The sequence below is a fragment of the Aliiroseovarius sp. S1123 genome (genome assembly GCF_023015885.1).
Lineage (GTDB): Bacteria > Pseudomonadota > Alphaproteobacteria > Rhodobacterales > Rhodobacteraceae > Aliiroseovarius.
In genome coordinates, this window is sequence record NZ_JALKBE010000001.1 from 88,696 (window position 1) to 105,534 (window position 16,839).

16 protein-coding genes and 1 riboswitch are annotated in these 16,839 nt (G+C 60.3%); of the genes, 7 read left to right on the forward strand and 9 right to left on the reverse strand.

The window, feature by feature from the left end:
- Nucleotides 1–54: 54 nt before the first annotated feature.
- From dtd to MWU53_RS00445, 8 genes are all read right to left on the reverse strand, one after another.
- Nucleotides 55–492, reverse strand: coding sequence for a D-aminoacyl-tRNA deacylase (gene dtd, locus MWU53_RS00410; protein WP_247089186.1), 438 nt, complete (start codon nt 490–492; stop codon nt 55–57).
- Nucleotides 489–1,169, reverse strand: a complete 681-nt coding sequence (locus MWU53_RS00415; protein ID WP_247089188.1) for a nitroreductase — start codon at nt 1,167–1,169, stop codon at nt 489–491. The genes dtd and MWU53_RS00415 overlap by 4 nt, the downstream gene beginning before the upstream one ends.
- Nucleotides 1,170–1,178: 9 nt before the next feature.
- Nucleotides 1,179–2,294 carry a TFIIB-type zinc finger domain-containing protein gene (locus MWU53_RS00420; protein ID WP_247089190.1) on the reverse strand — a complete coding sequence of 372 codons (1,116 nt, stop codon included), beginning with the start codon at nt 2,292–2,294 and terminating at the stop codon, nt 1,179–1,181.
- Between the two features lie 69 nt (nt 2,295–2,363).
- A complete protein-coding gene (locus tag MWU53_RS00425; protein ID WP_247089192.1) occupies nt 2,364–3,479 on the reverse strand; it encodes an SPFH domain-containing protein in 1,116 nt (371 codons plus the stop codon).
- Between the two features lie 28 nt (nt 3,480–3,507).
- Complete coding sequence (locus tag MWU53_RS00430; protein ID WP_247089194.1) at nt 3,508–4,428, reverse strand: DUF2927 domain-containing protein; 921 nt, start codon at nt 4,426–4,428, stop codon at nt 3,508–3,510.
- 73 nt (nt 4,429–4,501) lie between these two features.
- Complete coding sequence (locus tag MWU53_RS00435) at nt 4,502–5,695, reverse strand: toxic anion resistance protein (protein ID WP_247089196.1); 1,194 nt, start codon at nt 5,693–5,695, stop codon at nt 4,502–4,504.
- 17 nt (nt 5,696–5,712) lie between these two features.
- A complete protein-coding gene (locus tag MWU53_RS00440) occupies nt 5,713–6,597 on the reverse strand; it encodes a 5-bromo-4-chloroindolyl phosphate hydrolysis family protein (protein WP_247089198.1) in 885 nt (294 codons plus the stop codon).
- Between the two features lie 278 nt (nt 6,598–6,875).
- Nucleotides 6,876–7,934 carry an alkane 1-monooxygenase gene (locus MWU53_RS00445; RefSeq protein WP_247089200.1) on the reverse strand — a complete coding sequence of 353 codons (1,059 nt, stop codon included), beginning with the start codon at nt 7,932–7,934 and terminating at the stop codon, nt 6,876–6,878.
- A gap of 143 nt (nt 7,935–8,077) precedes the next feature.
- On the opposite strand from MWU53_RS00445, the gene MWU53_RS00450 reads away from it, so the two are divergent.
- The 5 genes from MWU53_RS00450 to MWU53_RS00470 all read left to right on the forward strand — a co-directional run bounded on the left by MWU53_RS00450 (nt 8,078) and on the right by MWU53_RS00470 (nt 13,350).
- Nucleotides 8,078–9,763 (forward strand): NAD(P)H-dependent oxidoreductase subunit E, encoded by a 1,686-nt coding sequence (locus MWU53_RS00450; protein ID WP_247089202.1) that lies wholly within the window; start codon nt 8,078–8,080, stop codon nt 9,761–9,763.
- Nucleotides 9,764–9,873: 110 nt separating this feature from the next.
- Nucleotides 9,874–10,512: a lysoplasmalogenase gene (locus MWU53_RS00455; protein WP_247089204.1), complete on the forward strand. Its 639-nt coding sequence runs from the start codon at nt 9,874–9,876 to the stop codon at nt 10,510–10,512.
- An 80-nt stretch (nt 10,513–10,592) separates the two neighbouring features.
- Entirely contained in the window at nt 10,593–11,828 is a 1,236-nt protein-coding gene (ftsY, locus tag MWU53_RS00460; protein ID WP_247089206.1) for a signal recognition particle-docking protein FtsY, read from the forward strand.
- A gap of 6 nt (nt 11,829–11,834) precedes the next feature.
- A complete protein-coding gene (locus MWU53_RS00465; protein WP_247089208.1) occupies nt 11,835–12,737 on the forward strand; it encodes an EamA family transporter in 903 nt (300 codons plus the stop codon).
- A 10-nt stretch (nt 12,738–12,747) separates the two neighbouring features.
- Nucleotides 12,748–13,350, forward strand: a complete 603-nt coding sequence (locus MWU53_RS00470; RefSeq protein ID WP_247089210.1) for an inner membrane-spanning protein YciB — start codon at nt 12,748–12,750, stop codon at nt 13,348–13,350.
- Between the two features lie 97 nt (nt 13,351–13,447).
- Here the strand turns inward: MWU53_RS00470 and MWU53_RS00475 are convergent, their stop codons facing one another.
- The gene (locus MWU53_RS00475) at nt 13,448–14,149 is read right to left on the reverse strand and encodes a glutathione S-transferase N-terminal domain-containing protein (protein ID WP_247089212.1); all 702 of its coding nucleotides are present in this window, start codon (nt 14,147–14,149) and stop codon (nt 13,448–13,450) included.
- A 122-nt stretch (nt 14,150–14,271) separates the two neighbouring features.
- A riboswitch (SAM riboswitch) is annotated at nt 14,272–14,350 on the forward strand.
- 65 nt (nt 14,351–14,415) lie between these two features.
- Here MWU53_RS00475 and MWU53_RS00480 point away from each other — a divergent pair.
- Both MWU53_RS00480 and folE2 read left to right on the forward strand, forming a co-directional pair.
- On the forward strand, nt 14,416–15,594 hold the full coding sequence (locus MWU53_RS00480) for an aminotransferase class I/II-fold pyridoxal phosphate-dependent enzyme (RefSeq protein ID WP_247089214.1): 1,179 nt from the start codon (nt 14,416–14,418) through the stop codon (nt 15,592–15,594).
- A gap of 85 nt (nt 15,595–15,679) precedes the next feature.
- Entirely contained in the window at nt 15,680–16,786 is a 1,107-nt protein-coding gene (gene folE2, locus MWU53_RS00485; protein ID WP_247089216.1) for a GTP cyclohydrolase FolE2, read from the forward strand.
- Nucleotides 16,787–16,839: the final 53 nt, after the last annotated feature.

A 16,839-nucleotide genomic window follows, 5' to 3' on the forward strand; every position in this document is an offset into this window, starting at 1 on the left:
AAATATCCTGGGGTGAATGTGCGCAGCACAGAGGGGCAAAGCCCCTGTTTGACCTCAGAACTCCATCCAGATCGTGACCGGCCCGTCATTCACCAGCGACACTTTCATGTCCGCGCCAAAGCGCCCCTGTGCGACTTCAATCCCGTGTCCTCGCAGCTGGTCTGCGAAATACTCATACAACCGCTCGCCCTCGTCAGGATGCGCCGCCGTCGAGAACCCCGGTCGGTTCCCGCGCGAGGTATCGGCGGCCAGTGTGAACTGGCTGACCACGAGTGCCGCGCCGCCTGTGTCCAAAACGGACCGGTTCATCTTGCCCGCATCATCCTTGAAAATCCGCAGCTTCGAGATCTTGGCCGCTAACGTGTCGGCATTCGCCTCGGCATCGCCCTCCATCGCGCAGACCAGAACCAGAAGGCCGGGGCCGATTTCGCCGACGATTTCGCCGTCAACGCGGACGGCAGCCTCGCTGACGCGCTGGATCAAAGCTCTCATTCACTGTCCTTTCCATGCCAATGCACCCATTCGTCCAAGTCCGCCCGCTCGGTGCGGAAGCGGTTGGCGGGGTGGTCTACATCGCTGCGCCCGAAGGCAATGCCGCACAGGATCACGCGATCTTCGGGCAGATTAAACCAGTCGCGCAGGAAGGGCGCGAAGGCGGCGACGGCGGCTTGTGGAATTGTTGCGACACCTTGGGCGGTGGCAGCCAGACAGAACCCGGTCACAAAGCCCCCGCAATCCAGATAGGCATAGGGGCCAAGTTCAGCCGGAGCCGAGATCAGGGCGATATGCGGTGCCCCGAAAAAGCGGAAATTCTCAAGCATCTGCTGACCGGATGCCGCCCTGTCGCCCGGTGTTACGCCCACGCTTTTGTAAAGCTGCAAGCCGCAGGTCTTACGGCGGCGTTGATGCAGGCCGGTATAGGCGCTGGGCCAGTCTACATCTGGCGTCTGCGCGCTGTTCATCGCGTGCTCATAGAAAGCGTCGCGCAGGCGGTCGGTCTCTAGTGCGGTTGTGACCTCGACCTGCCACGGCTGGGCGTTGCACCAGCTTGGCACCTTCTGTGCCGATCGTAAGATCTGTTCGATCACCGGTGCGGGGATCGGATCCGGGCGAAACGCGCGGCAGGAATGGCGGGCACTGAGAAGCGCGTCGAACGTATCGGGATCCATGGGCACCTTCTATTGGCTTTGGGCCGACAGATAGCCGATCACACCGGCCACAATCAGCCCTAAAATCACCGCAAAGGTGATTTTCCAGACTGAATACGGCCGCTCGCCCTGCACACGTCCGTTTTGCCCGTTCACCACAAACCGATAGGTCTTGCCGCGATACTTGTAGGCGGCCAGCCAGACCGGCAGCAGGATGTGCTTGAAGGTCAGATCGGACATGTCCGTGTCCATCGAGGAGACACGCTGACGGTCCCCTCCGATGTCGAACTTCACATCGCGCAGGATGATGCGGTTCATATAGTCGCGCGCTTCGGTAAAGCCCTCGTCCAGCTCGACCGTGTAGCCCTCGGCGCGGAAGCCCGCCAGAAACTCGGGGCGATAGGGCTCAAGACGCGACAGATCCCATGGCTCCAACGCGTCGGTGTATTTCTTTGGCAGGCCTTTGGACGCCAGCACCAGAACGTCATCAAAGAATCGCGCGACCCGGCCTGATACCGATGTCCAGCGCACATGGCGGGTGGTTTTCTGTTCGCGTTTGCCGTTCACCATGACTGTCCGGGTGCGCTCATGCTCGATCCCGCGTTGCCCCGTGTATTGCGTCTTGGTGTCCGCATCGAAGGTCCAATAGGGAACATAGATGCCGGTCAACTTGCGCCCCTTACGCGCGTAGTCCTGCAAACCGTTTGGCGCGAACCACAGGCGTCCCAGCCAGTCGGTCATGGCCTTGCGCGCCTCGCGTTCCTCGATCACGAAAGGGGCTAGGCCTTTGGGCTTGATATGCCGATGCGTGCCGGTATCCGTGACGACCGGGGTGGCGCAGAACGGGCATTCTGCAGCATGTGTGGCCGTGTCAAACTCGAACTGAGCGGCACAGTTGGGGCAGCTCATCACCCGCGTTTCTTCCATCTCGTGATCCGGAAGATCAGCGGACAGGGCACGTTTCAGATCCAGCTCGCGAATGACGGGCTGTGCGGGTTGGCGATCTTCGATCGGCGCCTTGAAACCGCAATGGTCACAAGTCAGCTGGTTGTGCTCGGGGTCAAACCGCAGATCCGCCCCGCATTGATCGCAGGGAAAGCGATGTTCTTCGATCGGCGATTTGGTGTCTTCGCGCGGATAGGCCATCCGTGTGGGAACCTCGTCAGAGATAGGGATAAAGTGGGCGGGCGACCCGTCTTGGTCGCCCGAAGTAGATCATGCGCCGGGCGGGGGCGGTGGCAGGATGGTGAAAAGCTGGGCCAGCTCGGCCAAGTCCTCGGCACGCATCCAGCCGTCTTGGCCCGGGGTCCAGACGTGGCTATCGCGGGTCAGGCTGCCTGCGGCTGCCATGCGTCCGATGGCCGCTTTCGAGAACGGGCCTTTGGTTTCGCCGTTTTCCGCCACATGCCAGACGTGTTCCACCGGCGGGGGCGGAGGCGGCGTTTGCGCGCGCGCAGCGGGTGCGGCAGGGGCAGCGCCCCATGGTCCGGACTGCATTTGACCTGCCATCCCCATGCCCATTGCAGCGCCCATGCCTGCACCCATCGACGATGCCATGGCCGAGTTCTCAGACCCCATCGCCTCGGCCGCATTGAACTTCATGTAATTGTCCAGATTGCCTGCAATCCCCATCGAGGTGCGCTTGTCCATCACCGCCTCGACCGCCGGGGGAAGCGAGATGTTCTCGATATAGAATTCGGGGATCGACAACCCGTATTCGGCGACAATGCCGGTGATCTCGGCGGCGACGATTTTGCCCAGATCGGCGGTGTTGGCGGCCATGTCCAGAACGGGGATACCTGCGCCCGCGATCACGCGACTGAAGGCCTGCACGATGATGTTGCGGATCTGGAAGCTGATCTCGTCCATCGTGAACTCACCATCGGTGCCGACGATCTCGACCAAGAATTTGGCAGGATCCGTCACGCGAACCGAGTAGGTGCCATAGGCGCGAATGCGGGTCGGGCCGAATTCCGGATCGCGCAACATGATCGGGTTCTTGGTGCCCCATTTCAGATCGTTGAAGCGGGTCGTGTTGACGTAGTAGATTTCGGACTTGAAGGGCGATTTAAAACCGTGATCCCAGTGGTTCAGCGTCGTCAGGATCGGCATGTTATTGGTCTCGAGCATATAAAGACCGGGCGTAAACACATCAGCCAGCTGGCCCTCATGCACGAACACAGCGGCCTGACCTTCGCGCACGGTCAGCTTCGCGCCGTACTTGATCTCGTGATCTTCGCGTTCAAAACGCCAGACCATCGTGTCGCGTGTGTCATCCACCCAATGAATGACGTCGATGAATTCTCCGGTCAGAAAATCAAGAATACCCATGATCAAATCCTCCTAGGGGGCAATGGGGTCAAGCAGAGCCGCCCATAAGTTCGGCTGCAATTTTGGTAAAGATCGGGCGCGCCTCGTCGGCGGTCATGCCGGGTTGCAGGCGCTTGTCATAGAGCATCTGCAACAAAAGCTCGTCATGCGAGGTCAGAAGCCCGAACTCGTCGGAATCGTTGAAGATCGAGGGGCGGGCCTCGGGGCTGTCATTGGGCAGGCCAAGGCCTTGCGCCAATTCCTCGTGGATGCAGGCCGCGCGCATCAGGTCGGGCAGCTCGGCGCGGATTACGGCGACGGCACGCTCGATCCTGTTGTTGTCGTCACTGTCGGAAACGAAGATTGCGCAATGGGTGTCACGGTTCAGATTGACGATCTGGGACTGGTCGGCGGCACTGATCCCTGGCATGGCCCGACGTAGGGAAGGGGCGAAGGCGCGGCGTTCGTCTTCATTCAGGATGAAAACGGTGAAATTAACTCCCAGAGGCAGGTTGTCCGGCGCGGCGCTGATCGGATGGCCGGTCAAGCGGGCCAGTCGTGCGATATAGGGCGCAAAGACCTGCCGGTCGACCGCGCGCTGATCCTCGGGCACTGCGTCCCCGAAGTTCAGCCCGAAACGCACGGGCTTGGTCCAGCGCGTCAGATTGACCTCGTGTTCCTCTGAGATTCGACGATCACCCACTTTCGTGTATTCGCTGTTGAGGGCGATACGCTCGAAGTTTCGCGCCAACATCGCGTCGGTGAAGGGCGTGTCCGGGCCGCCCCCGTCACGGCGCAATTGGTCGTGTACCAGGCGGCTGGCCTGAATTTTGGAATAGTAGTTGCGCAGATATGCACTGCTGTCCTTCGCGGGGCTGACGATCAGTTGCGGCAAGGTTTCGACAGGCTTGGGCGGCGCGGTGGCCGTCTGCTGCAAGGTACAGCCCATCACAGCAGTCAGAGCCGTCATCGCGATGACGGCCCTTGATATCTTGTGAAACGCAGTTCTGCTCACCTGAATGCCTTTCGGGTTTTCGCCCTTCTTAGCTGTCCGACACGCTTTCGGCCAGATTGTGACCCGATGCGGTGCCGCGTGCCTTGGCGGATGCCAGAGTTTCCTTCAGCTCGGCCTCCATCTTGACCAGCTCTTCTTCGGCAGCGGCGCGCTTTGCTTTGCCTTCGTCGGCGATGGCAAGGCTTTCTTCGATCGTTGCGATCAGGGTGGCGTTAGCAGATTTCACCGCTTCGATGTCGAAGACGCCGCGCTCCATTTCCTGACGGACCATGCGGTTGGCCTCTTGCAGGTTTTCGGCGTTGGCGGTCAGCAGTTCGTTGGTCAGGTCGGTCGCGTCCTTCACGGCGGCAGCGGCTTCGGCTGAACGCTGGATGGTCACGGCCTGCGCCAGCTGGGTTTCCCACAGCGGCACGGTGTTCACCAAGGTCGAGTTGATCTTGGTCACCAGCGATTTATCGTTTTCCTGAACAAGACGGATCGAGGGAAGCGACTGCATCGTCACCTGACGGGTCAGTTTCAGGTCATGCACGCGGCGTTCCAGATCATCCCGCGCGGCGCGCAGGTCACGAAGCTCTTGCGCCTTGATCACACCTTGCTCTTCAGGGGCGGCGTCAACTTCGGCCACTTTGGCAGGGATCACGGTGTCATCCAATTCGCCCAGTTTCGCCTCGCCTGCTGCGATATACAGCGCCAGATCGTCATAGAAATCGAGCGTCTTCTCATAGAGCTTGTCGAGCGACTTGATGTCTTTCAGCAGCACATGTTCGTGGTTCAGAAGGTTGTCGGTGATCTTGTCGATCTGGCCTTGCACATCCTCGTAGCGCGCCATGAATTTGGCGGCAGGGGCCATGCGGCCCAGCAGTTTTTCCCACCAGCTACGATTGCGACGCATGTCGAGTTCGCTGATCGAGAAGCCACGGATCGTGGTCACGATGTTGCGCAGGCTATCGCCCGCAGGGCCAACATCCTTGTTGCGCACGCCTTGCAGCATGTCTTGGCTGATCACCTGCAACTCCGACTGCGCGGCCGAGCCGAATTCGATGATCGACTGGGTGTTGGTCATGTCGATCTCGTCCATGCGCTTCTGGATTTCGGCGCTGGTGGGCTTGTCGGCCTCAGCCAAGGGCACCAGAGCGGTCGACGGCTCGGGCAGGATCACGGCGGTGGCTTCTTCAATTTCTTTCAGCGCGGCTTGCGCCTGTTCGCGGGTGGTCTGGGTCATCACATTATCCTCGTCACTTAATCTTCGGTACGCACACCTTCGCGTGCCAGTCGTTCGCGCAGAACCTCGATTTCGACATCAAGATCGCTGCGATCATCCTTCAAGAACTGTTTGGTCTTCGCTGCGAAATTCGCTTCGAGATCATCCAGCAGAGTTTCGTAATCGGCCAACGCGCCACCATGCGGGTCGCGCAGGTGGATGTCGACAAACTTGGTTGTCGCGTCACGCGCACCCAGCAGATAGACGCCCAGATATTTCCGGGCCGAGGTCAGATCGCGGGGGTCGTCCTCGACCGTGCGGAACATGTCGCGGGCGGTGGCGATGAACTGATCCAGACGCGCTTCGACCCGGCGGTCGCGGATGCGGGACACGGCGTCACGCATGGCGTTCAGGTGCTTCTCGGCTTCGCCCACGGCGCGGGCCACGCGGTCGGTTTGAAACTCGTCCACGCCCTCGGCGCCTTTGTTGCGCAAGGGATCGGGGCCAAAGGCCGCCAAATGCAGGCCAGCGCCGAGCGCGCCAAAGATCACCGCATTCAGGACTGAGCCACCCGCAAAGCCGACCAGCGCCAGACCGGCCCCCATCAGAGCCGCGCCAAACAGCTTGCGCGGGATCGCGGGGCGGCGGGCGATTTTGCGCGCGTCATAGGCCTGATGAGCCGTCACGCCATCGCGGGTCAGCCATGCTGATGCGATCAGGATGCCGAAGGCCAAAAGGGTCAGGGCCATTACTGTCGGCGGTTGAAAAAACGCGCGGATCGCAAGGGGCAAGGGGGCAAGAAACAGGAAGTTCACACGCCCGGCACTGCGGGCCGGTTCTTGCCCGTCAAACGGGCGACGGGTGGGCGGCGGTGTCTTGGGTTGCCCGCCGGGGCTGAATTCGCCCCCATATCGTTGTGCCATTACGCGCCCCCCATAATCGAGACATAAAGGATTAGCGCGAGCAGCATGAAGAACGCAGTTTTCTGCAATCCATTTTCCGACACGTTCGGGCCCCTTCCAGAAATGGCGTTTTTACAGCCAACAAGGCCGTGACGCGATTGCGCGCCGCGCGGCCTTTTAGAACAACACGTTCCATGAGTTTTGTATCAGTAAGAAGAATAAGCCCGGTGGAGTGATAAACAAGGGGGAATGCTTCTGAAGGCTCCCCCTTGGCGGGAAATGACGCAGCACCTAGTGGGCTATCCAATTTGGGCCTGAGTTGCCTGATCGCGCCAGCGTCTTAGGGTGCGCCCCATGACCCGTCCCCATAGGCGCGGAGCCAGCGCAATCGTCGCCATGACCGGCAACGAATAGGGCAGCATCGGCGCTTCGTGTGATGAGGGCAGACGCAGGGCCGGATAGGGACGCATTGGATGGGCGTGATGGTCTGAATGACGCGGCGCATTCAGCATCATATGCGTGGTGAACCAATGCGGGGCGTTCCAGCTGTGCTGTGGGCCGACCGGCTCGACCCGACCATCTTCGCGGGTGTCGCGCATCAACCCGTAATGCTGCACGTAATCGGACAAAAGCAGCTGCGTTTGGGCATAGGCACAGACCAGTAGATAGCCCACTAGACCGCCAAATCCGCCGATCACGGCGGCAAGGATGATCATCAGGGCGGCCCCAGACACGTATACCACATAGGGATTGCGCAAGGCGCTGCGCCCAGCACGCTCCAAGTCGTGCTTCTCCATCTCGTACCCAGCGACGAATGACCCTTTCCACGCCCGCGGCGCGAAGGCGTAAAAGCTCTCGCCTTCTTGCGCGGTATTCGGATCGTCGGGTGTGGCAACAAAGCGGTGGTGGACCTTGGGATGGGCCGAGGCATGGTGCCCGAACAGAAGCGAGATATAGACCCAGACACCCAACCATTTCAGGCGTTTGTCAGCACGGTGGATCAGCTCGTGCGCATTCGCGTTCGAGACCTGCCCGAAATACAGCCCCGCACCCCAAAAGAGGCCAAACAGCTCCCACCCGCTCAGGCTGGTTTGGCCCGAGAACGCGACAACGACCAACACAAGCGCAACGAAATGCGACGCGGCAATGGCTATGGACAGGCGGTCGGCATCTCTGGCAATGCTGTCCTCGTCCAATGCCGGTGCGACGCGCGAAATCGCTTGGTCCAGCCCAAAGGCGATGGCTGTCATGTAAAGCACTAGAATAACGCAAATAAGGCCGCCGAAGAAGCTTGCGGCGGTGATCAGCAGCGCTGGAATGCCCGCCGCGAAGGCGAAGAACCGTAGGGGGTGTGACACCAGTAACCTCTAACGATGAAAACTGTTCCCGCAACTAAACTGGAAAGCACGCTTCTACGCAATCCGTCATGCTGATGTCGCTTTTGAATGGCGCGGGGTATTGGGGGGCCGCTATGATATGCGGGTGCTTCAAGGGGAACATCATGGCGCTGGACGATAAAAAAGGCATCTGGAAATCGGGCAAAGGCAAAGGGCGTCGGACGCCCAAGGGCCGTCAGCTGAATATGGATGCGCTGGAGCGTGTGCAGGATCTTCTGGGCGACCGGCCACGTCGCCGCGATCTTCTGATCGAGTTTTTGCACCTGATTCAGGACGAATACGGCCACCTGTCTGCCGACCACATCCGCGCGCTGGCGCAGGAAATGGGCACCGGTCAGGCCGAGATTTACGAGGTCGCCAGCTTCTATGCCCACTTCGATGTGGTGAAAGAAGGCGAGACGCCTCCGCCTGCGCTGACTATTCGGGTTTGTGATTCCCTGTCCTGCGAACTGGCCGGCGCCGAAGCGCTGCAAAAGGCGCTTGAGGACGGGTTGGATGCCTCGGAAGTGCGCGTCGTGCGCGCACCGTGCATGGGCCGTTGCGACACCGCGCCAGTGCTGGAGCTGGGCCACAACCACATCGACCACGCCACGTTTGACAAAACGCTGGCGGCGCTGCAGGCCAATGACACCCACGCCCACATCCCCGACTATCAAGATCTGGCCGCCTATCAGGCCGAAGGCGGTTACGCCAAACTGGCCGAGCTACGCGACGGTGGGGACTGGAAAGACGTTCAGGAAACCGTTCTGAACGCCGGCCTGCGCGGCCTTGGTGGCGCGGGCTTCCCGTCGGGCACCAAATGGGGCTTCGTGCGCGCCAACGAAGGACCGCGCTATCTGGCCGTGAACGGTGACGAGGGCGAGCCGGGCACGTTCAAAGACCGCTACTATCTGGAACGCACCCCGCATCTGATGCTGGAAGGCATGCTGATCGCCGCTTGGGCGGTCGAGGCCGAGACCTGCTTTATCTACATGCGCGACGAATACCCCGCTGTGCTGGACATTTTGCGCCGCGAGATTGCAGCGCTGGAAGACGCGGGCATCGTTGCCCCCGGATATATTGATCTGCGCCGTGGTGCGGGCGCCTATATCTGCGGCGAAGAAAGCGCGATGATCGAGTCGATCGAGGGCAAACGCGGCGAACCACGTCACCGCCCGCCATTCGTGGCGCAGGTGGGTATCTTCAATCGACCGACCTTGGTGCACAACGTCGAGACTCTGCTGTGGGTCGCGCGGATCATGCGCGAAGGCCCCGAGATCCTGACCTCGGTCGAGAAGAATGGCCGCAAGGGGCTGCGCTCGTATTCCGTGTCTGGCCGTGTCGCCAATCCGGGTGTGCATCTGTTGCCCGCGGGTTCGACGATCACCGACATTATCGAGGCCGCAGGTGGCATGGCCGAGGGCCACAGCTTCAAGGCCTATCAGCCGGGTGGCCCGTCCTCGGGTCTGTTGCCCGCGTCGATGGCGGACATCCCGCTGGATTTCGATACGCTGCAGCCGCATGGCACCTTCATCGGATCGGCCGCCGTCGTGGTTCTGTCCGACAAGGACAGCGCGAAAGAGGCCGCGCTGAACATGCTGCGCTTCTTCGAGGATGAAAGCTGCGGTCAGTGTACCCCGTGTCGTGTCGGCTGCGAGAAAGCTGTGAAGCTTATGCAGGCGGACAAGTGGGATCAGGATCTGCTGGAAGAGCTGAGCCAGACAATGGTCGATGCGTCGATCTGTGGTCTGGGGCAGGCGGCGCCGAACCCGATCCGTTTGACCATGAAGCACTTCCCGGACGAGGTCTGATCTTCCAATTGCGGTAACGTCATGCTTGACCCGCGCGTCACGCGCGGGTTGGCTGGGCGCGTGTTGGCGGTGGTCAACGCGCGGTTAACCCGTTTGGACTACGCAAAGACATGGCCCAACTGCCCCTCATCCTCGGCCTGCTGATTTCGCTGGCCTATTTCCCGCTCACGTCGCGCGCGCCGACCTGGCCGCGTTCGATCATCAAGACGATCCCGCTTCTGGCCTTTTCGCTGGCCGCCTATTGGGGTGGAGGGTCCGCTTTTCTGGTGGCCGGATTGTTCCTGTCTGCGCTTGGGGATTTCGGCCTGTCGCGCGATGGGGACGGTCCGTTCTTGTACGGCCTGTCCGCCTTCGCCTTGGCGCATCTGCTGTACATCCTGCATTTTCTGGGCCTGTCTGGCACCCCTATCTACGAAGCGTTCACAACCGCGCCCATCCCCGCGCTAGTTCTGGTCGGCCTGATGGTCTCGACCGAGCTGTGGTTGGCGACCCATACGGGGCATCTGCAATGGCCTGTTCGGATCTACGTCATCATCATCGGTGTCATGGGGCTGACCGCGCTGGCATTGCCCTTTGGTTTAACGGTCATCGGCGCGGGCTTGTTCGTCATTTCGGACGTCATTCTAGCGATCAGCCTGTTTCGGATGTCCGACACCTATCACCACCGGCTGAAAGCGGGCTACGCGATCTGGGGCTTCTATATCGTCGGGCAGGCGCTGATCCTTCTGGGCGGGCTTGCTGCGCTGTAGTCAGTAAGGCTTGAAGCCCCCCTTCCATCCGACCCGATTGTGGCTTACTTGGAAAGGAAAGGCACTATGAGGGCGCTCGCATGGCATTCTTCTCGAAACTGAAGGACCGGTTGTTCAAATCGTCGTCGAAGCTTGAAGAAGGGCTTGAGGCGATTGTCGAGGACGGCGGCGAAGAAGAGTTGGTTGAGACCGCCGAGGCCGAGGTCACGGCAGAGGCGCCAGCCGTAGAACCAGACCTTGCGCCCGTTGACGTTCCCGATCCAGCCGAAGACACAGCTCCCGAGCCCGAGCCCGAGCCCGAGCCCGAGCCCGAGCCCGAGCCCGAGCCTGTTGCCGTTGTTGAAGAGCCCGCTGAGCTCTCTCTGGAACCGGAACCGGAAGCTCAACCCGTTGAGGTACTTGTAGAATCCGCATCTGAAGAGGCCGCCAAACCCGGACTGTTGGGCCGTATGTTCGGACGTCGTGAGGCGCAAAAGGTTGTACGTCGCACCGTTGACGACGACATGCTGGAAAGCCTCGAAGACCTGATGATTACCTCGGATATGGGCGTCGACACAGCGATGCGCGTGACGGCGAATATCTCGGAGCGTCATTTCGGTAAGAAACTGTCGGTGGATGAAATTAAGGCCGTGCTGGCAGATGAGGTCACCCGGATCATGGAACCCGTCGCGGTTCCTCTGCCGATCTATCCCAAACGTCCACAGGTCGTGCTGATCGTGGGCGTGAATGGTGCCGGCAAGACCACCACCATAGGCAAGCTGGCCAGCCAGTTCACCGCAGCCGGCAAAAAGGTCGTGATTGCCGCAGGGGATACGTTCCGTGCTGCCGCCGTCGAACAGCTTCAGGTATGGGGCGACCGCGCGGGCGTGCCGGTTTTGACCGCGCCCGAAGGCTCCGACCCCGCGTCGCTGGCCTTTGACGCGATGACACAGGCCGAGGCCGACGGTGCTGACCTTCTGATGATCGATACGGCGGGACGTTTGCAGAACCGCTCGGACCTGATGGAGGAGCTGGCCAAGATCGTCCGCGTGATCAAGAAGAAAGACGAGACCGCGCCGCATAACACGCTCTTGGTTCTGGATGCCACCACCGGGCAGAACGCCCTGTCTCAGGTCGGCACGTTTCAGGAACTGGCCGATGTGTCCGGCCTTGTGATGACCAAGCTGGACGGTACCGCGAAAGGCGGCGTGCTGGTCGCGCTGGCGGATAAGTTCGCCCTGCCCATTCATGCGATTGGTGTGGGCGAGCAGATCGACGATCTGGCCCCCTTCGATCCTGAAGAGTTTGCTCGTGCCTTGATCGGCATCACGGACTGATTTGATATGAGCGCTTGGCTCACCTCGCTTGAAGGGACGCCTGCTGGGCATGACCTTGCGTTGGCGTTGGCGTTGTTCGCCGCGTTTCTGCACGCGCTGTTCGGAGCGCTTCAGAAAGGGCGGCATGATCCGTGGTTGTCACGCGGAGCCATCGACTTCAGTTATGGCGTGATCGCGGCGCCGTTCGCCCTGTTTGTGGTACCATGGCCCGAGCCGCATATGTGGCCGATCTTCGCAATCGTGTTCCTGATCCACGTGGGCTATAAGCTCGCTCAGAGTTATACCTATGTTCTCGGCTCTTACACCGTGGTCTATCCCGTGGTGCGCGGCACCGGCCCGCTGTTTACGGTCATTGGCGCCGGGTTCCTGTTTGGTGAGACCTTCACTGGGATGCAATGGGTGGGCGTTCTGACCCTTGTGGCCGGGATCTTCGCGCTGGCCGCGTACAACCTGCGCCATTGGCCCCTTGGCCGGGACAAGTTGAAACCCGCCCTCGCGATGGCCGTTCTGACCGGCGGGTTTGTCGCCGCCTACACCACCTATGACGCCTATGGCATCCGGGCGACGGCGGACCCCTTTACCTTCCTTGCGTGGTTCTTTTTTATCGACGGGTTCTTCATGCCGGCCATCGCAGCCCTTAGATGGAAGAACATGGCCGAGCGCCCCGCCCTTGCCCCCTTGATGGGGCGCGGCGTCTTGGGCGCATTCGTGGCGTATTTCAGTTTTGGTTCGATCATGCTGGCCACACGGTTGGGCGGCGTGGGCGAAGCGGCGGTACTGCGTGAAACCTCGACCGTGTTTGCAGCCCTGATCGGCTGGGTCGTGCTGGGCGAGAAGGTCGGGCCGCGCAGGTTGACGATGATGGCTTTGATCGCGGCGGGCGCCGTGCTAGTCGAAATGGGCGGATGAAGGAGTTCCCATGACCGAGAAACAGGTAAATCCCGCCCTGCGAGGCGCGCTGGAATACGGACCCATCATTCTGTTCTTCGCCGCGTATACGTTCCTGAAAGACCAGACTTTCATGGTCGCGGGCACCGAGTACTCGGGCTTTGTCGCCGTCACTGCAATGTTCATTCCGGTGCTGGTTTTGGCCACGCTCGCCTTGTGGAAGCTGACCGGGCATCTGTCGAAAATGCAGATCGTTACGCTTGTGCTGGTGATCGGATTCGGCGGGCTGTCGATCTGGTTCAATGACGAACGCTTCTTCAAAATGAAGCCCACGATGATCTACCTGCTGTTCGCAGGACTTCTGGGTTTTGGCCTGATGCGCGGCGAAAGCTATCTTGAGGCTGTGATGGACAAAGCCCTGCCGCTGGAGCGTGAAGGCTGGATGCTGCTGACCAAGCGGCTCGCGATCTTTTTCCTACTGCTCGCCGTCGCGAACGAGGCGATCTGGCGCATGATGTCCACCGATGCCTGGGTGAATTTCAAAACCTTTGGTCTACCAGCGGCGACCTTCGGGTTCTTCATGTCCCAAGCTGGGCTGTTCAAACGGTTTGGCACCGAAGAAGACGCCTCCTGATTTTTCTTGTCTCAAATATCCCGGGGTAGCATGAATTTCCGAAGGAAACTCATGCAAGGGGCAGCGCCCCTTAGGCTCACGAAGTGAGCCACCGGTTTCACCGCTTAAACAACAGCTCCTGCGCTTTGCGATCATCCTGCAAATTGCTGCGCTTTTCAGCCGCCACCGCGCGCCCGCGCTGAACGGCGGGGCGTGCGCCAACGTCCTCGAGCCACCGCGCCAAATGCGGTTTGTCGTCCAGATCCTGCTGCTGGCCCTCCCACAGTGACGCCCAGCCCCAGCAGGCCATGTCCGCGATCGAGAAGAAGTCGCCCGCCAGATAGCGGTTCTCGGCCAGACGCCGATCCATCACGCCATACAGCCGTGCGACCTCGGCCCGATAGCGATCCTTCGCATAGGGCAGATCTTGCGGCGGATCCATCGCAGGCGCGTATTTCAGGAAGTGATGGGCCTGTCCGGCCATAGGCCCCAGACCGCCCATCTGCCACATCAACCATTCCTCGACGGCCACGCGGTCCCGCTTGCTCTCGCCATAGAACTTCCCGGTTTTGCGGGCGAGGTATTGCAGGATTGCCCCGCTTTCAAACACGGAAATGGGTGCGCCATCTGGTCCGTCCGGATCGATAATGGCGGGCATCCTATTATTAGGTGCGATCTCAAGAAACTCGGGCGCGAATTGATCACCCGCGCCGATATTTATCAGCTTCACTTCGTAAGGCAGGCCCATCTCTTCCAGAGCGATCGAGATTTTCCAGCCGTTTGGCGTCGGCCAATAGTAAAGTTCAATGGGATTGGACATCGTGTTTCCTTTTAGCGTCCTACAGAACATGGCAGTCCACCCGGAAATGACAAGTATGCAGGTTTCACGATATGGCGAGCCAACCTTTTGTCGCTCTTGACGCCTTAGTTTGCAGGCGATATGGCGATGTTCGAGGCGATTTGTCCACCGGATTGCGGGCCTCGTAAAACATTCCGCTAAAGAGGTCAGGGTAAGCGGGGCATCCCGTGCTGCAATCCCCCGACGCTCACAGCGGTGGGGGTTTTTTTGTGCGAAAGGAACGCGCGATGACAAAATGGGGTAAACGGACCGAGGCCGTACACGGAGGCGTACGCCGCAGCCAGTATAACGAGCTGTCCGAGGCCATGTTCATGACGCAGGCCTTTGTCTATCCGACCGCCGAAGCCGCCGAGCAGCGCTTTATCGAAAGCGGCCCGGATGAATTCATCTATGCGCGGTATGGCAACCCCACCAACCGCATGTTCGAAGACCGCATTGCGGCGATGGAAGGCACGGAAGACGCGTTTGCCTGTGCCTCGGGCATGGCGGCGGTAAACGGTGCGTTGATGGCGCTGACGCAGGCGGGCGACCACGTCGTGTCCTCGCGCGCGCTTTTTGGGTCGTGCCTTTACGTGCTTGAAGATATTCTTGGCCGGTTCGGTGTCGAGATCACGCTGGTCGATGGCACCGACAATCAGGCGTGGGAAGACGCGATCCGTCCGGAGACCAAAGTTGTTTTCCTCGAGGCGATCTCGAACCCGACGCTTGAGGTGATTGATCTGGCCCATGTGGTGAAGCTGGCCCACGCAAACGGTGCTTTGGTTGTGGTGGACAACGCCATGCCGACACCGATCTTTTCCTATGCGACCGAAATGGGCGCTGATCTGGTCGTCTATTCCACGACCAAGCATGTGGACGGCCAAGGTCGGATGCTGGGCGGGGCGATCTGCGGCTCGCGCGAGCTGATCCGTGGCCCGATCGAGACCTATGTCAAACATACAGGCGGGGCGATTAACCCGTTTGCCGCGTGGACCCATCTGAAAGCGCTTGAGACGCTGGATCTTCGTGTACGTGCACAGGCCGAAGGGGCTTTGAAGGTTGCGGATGCGTTGCAAGGCCATCCGAAACTGTCGCGCATCAGCTATCCGACCCACCCGTCACACCCGCAATATGACATTGCGATCCAGCAGGCGCCCTCGGGCGGCACCGTTCTGGCCATCGAGGTCGACGGCGGGAAAGAGGCGTGCTTTCGCTTCCTGAACGCGCTTCAGATCTTCATCATTTCGAACAACTTTGCAGATGCGAAATCCATCGCGACCCACCCGGCCACCACGACGCACCAGCGCCTTCCGCAAGACCAGAAGGACATGCTGGGCATTTCCGATGGTCTGGTGCGCCTGTCCATCGGGCTTGAGGACGTCGATGATCTGATCGCCGATCTTCTGAACGGCTTGGACGCGGCCTGATCTGTCGCATTTCGTCCATCGTGTTTGGCGTTTATGTGTCAAATGCATATGATAGAGACGTGCGACAGCAGGATGGGGGTTCGCTATGAACCAGATGAAGCGCAAGAGCGGGGACGCGGTGGATACCGCGCAGGCACAGGATGCCCTTGAGGTTCTGCGCAACTGGGCTGCGAGTGCGGACCCGGTCGAAGTTGCTGCGCTGGACCCGGCGATTGCACGGCTTCTGCCGTCTGCGGATTTGCCGAACTATCCTGACCTCAGCCGCACCTACCCGGACGATTTCACGCCGGACGCGGATTACAAGGCGTCGATGCCCGATCTGCAGAACGGCCCGGCCAGCCTGATCCAAGGGGCGAAGCGGCATATTCAGCATGTGGGGATTTCCAATTTCCGCCTGCCGATCCGCTATCATACTCGTGATGGGTCGGATGTGACGCTGGAGACCGCGGTCACCGGGACGGTCAGTCTTGAGGCTGGCAAGAAGGGCATCAACATGTCGCGCATCATGCGCAGCTTCTATGGCCATGCGGAAAAGACCTTCAGCTTTGACGTGATCGAAGCCGCGTTGGATGACTATAAGAACGATCTGGAAAGCTTGGACGCCCGGATCGAGATGCGGTTTTCCTATCCGGCACGGGTGGAAAGCCTGCGCTCGGGTCTGTCCGGCTATCAGTATTACGACATCGCGCTAGAGCTGGTCGAACATCGCGGAAAACGCCGCAAGTTCCTGCATCTGGACTATGTCTACAGCTCGACCTGCCCCTGTTCGTTGGAATTGTCTGAGCACGCGCGCCAGATGCGCGGGCAGTTGGCCACACCGCATTCGCAGCGCTCGGTCGCGCGGATTTCGGTCGAGAAGATCCACCAGCCTACGGGCACGCTGTGGTTCGAGGATCTGATTGATCTGTGCCGTGTGGCGGTACCGACGGAAACGCAGGTCATGGTCAAACGCGAGGACGAACAGGCCTTTGCGGAACTGAACGCCGCGAACCCGATCTTCGTTGAAGACGCCGCGCGTCTGTTCTGCGAGCAATTACAGCAGGACGACCGGATCGGAGATTTCCGCATCGTTGCCAGCCATCAGGAAAGCCTGCACAGCCACGATGCCGTGTCGATCCTGATCGAAGGCGACACGTTCGAGGCTGAAAGCCTGGATCCGAAGCTGTTCTCAACCTTGTTCCACGTTGGTTAAGACGGCGGCGAATGGGTGACACTGAGCAGGCAGCGAACACTCTGATGCTTGAC

What these genes read in the sequence shown, in the direction of transcription:
- dtd (WP_247089186.1), bottom strand. Translation starts at nt 492, where the DNA reads ATGAGAGCTTTGATCCAGCGCGTCAGCGAGGCTGCCGTCCGCGTTGAC.
- MWU53_RS00415 (WP_247089188.1), bottom strand. Translation starts at nt 1,169, where the DNA reads ATGGATCCCGATACGTTCGACGCGCTTCTCAGTGCCCGCCATTCCTGC.
- MWU53_RS00420 (WP_247089190.1), bottom strand. Translation starts at nt 2,294, where the DNA reads ATGGCCTATCCGCGCGAAGACACCAAATCGCCGATCGAAGAACATCGC.
- MWU53_RS00425 (WP_247089192.1), bottom strand. Translation starts at nt 3,479, where the DNA reads ATGGGTATTCTTGATTTTCTGACCGGAGAATTCATCGACGTCATTCAT.
- MWU53_RS00430 (WP_247089194.1), bottom strand. Translation starts at nt 4,428, where the DNA reads ATGACGGCTCTGACTGCTGTGATGGGCTGTACCTTGCAGCAGACGGCC.
- MWU53_RS00435 (WP_247089196.1), bottom strand. Translation starts at nt 5,695, where the DNA reads ATGACCCAGACCACCCGCGAACAGGCGCAAGCCGCGCTGAAAGAAATT.
- MWU53_RS00440 (WP_247089198.1), bottom strand. Translation starts at nt 6,597, where the DNA reads ATGGCACAACGATATGGGGGCGAATTCAGCCCCGGCGGGCAACCCAAG.
- MWU53_RS00450 (WP_247089202.1), top strand. Translation starts at nt 8,078, where the DNA reads ATGGCGCTGGACGATAAAAAAGGCATCTGGAAATCGGGCAAAGGCAAA.
- MWU53_RS00455 (WP_247089204.1), top strand. Translation starts at nt 9,874, where the DNA reads ATGGCCCAACTGCCCCTCATCCTCGGCCTGCTGATTTCGCTGGCCTAT.
- ftsY (WP_247089206.1), top strand. Translation starts at nt 10,593, where the DNA reads ATGGCATTCTTCTCGAAACTGAAGGACCGGTTGTTCAAATCGTCGTCG.
- MWU53_RS00465 (WP_247089208.1), top strand. Translation starts at nt 11,835, where the DNA reads ATGAGCGCTTGGCTCACCTCGCTTGAAGGGACGCCTGCTGGGCATGAC.
- MWU53_RS00470 (WP_247089210.1), top strand. Translation starts at nt 12,748, where the DNA reads ATGACCGAGAAACAGGTAAATCCCGCCCTGCGAGGCGCGCTGGAATAC.
- MWU53_RS00475 (WP_247089212.1), bottom strand. Translation starts at nt 14,149, where the DNA reads ATGTCCAATCCCATTGAACTTTACTATTGGCCGACGCCAAACGGCTGG.
- MWU53_RS00480 (WP_247089214.1), top strand. Translation starts at nt 14,416, where the DNA reads ATGACAAAATGGGGTAAACGGACCGAGGCCGTACACGGAGGCGTACGC.
- folE2 (WP_247089216.1), top strand. Translation starts at nt 15,680, where the DNA reads ATGAACCAGATGAAGCGCAAGAGCGGGGACGCGGTGGATACCGCGCAG.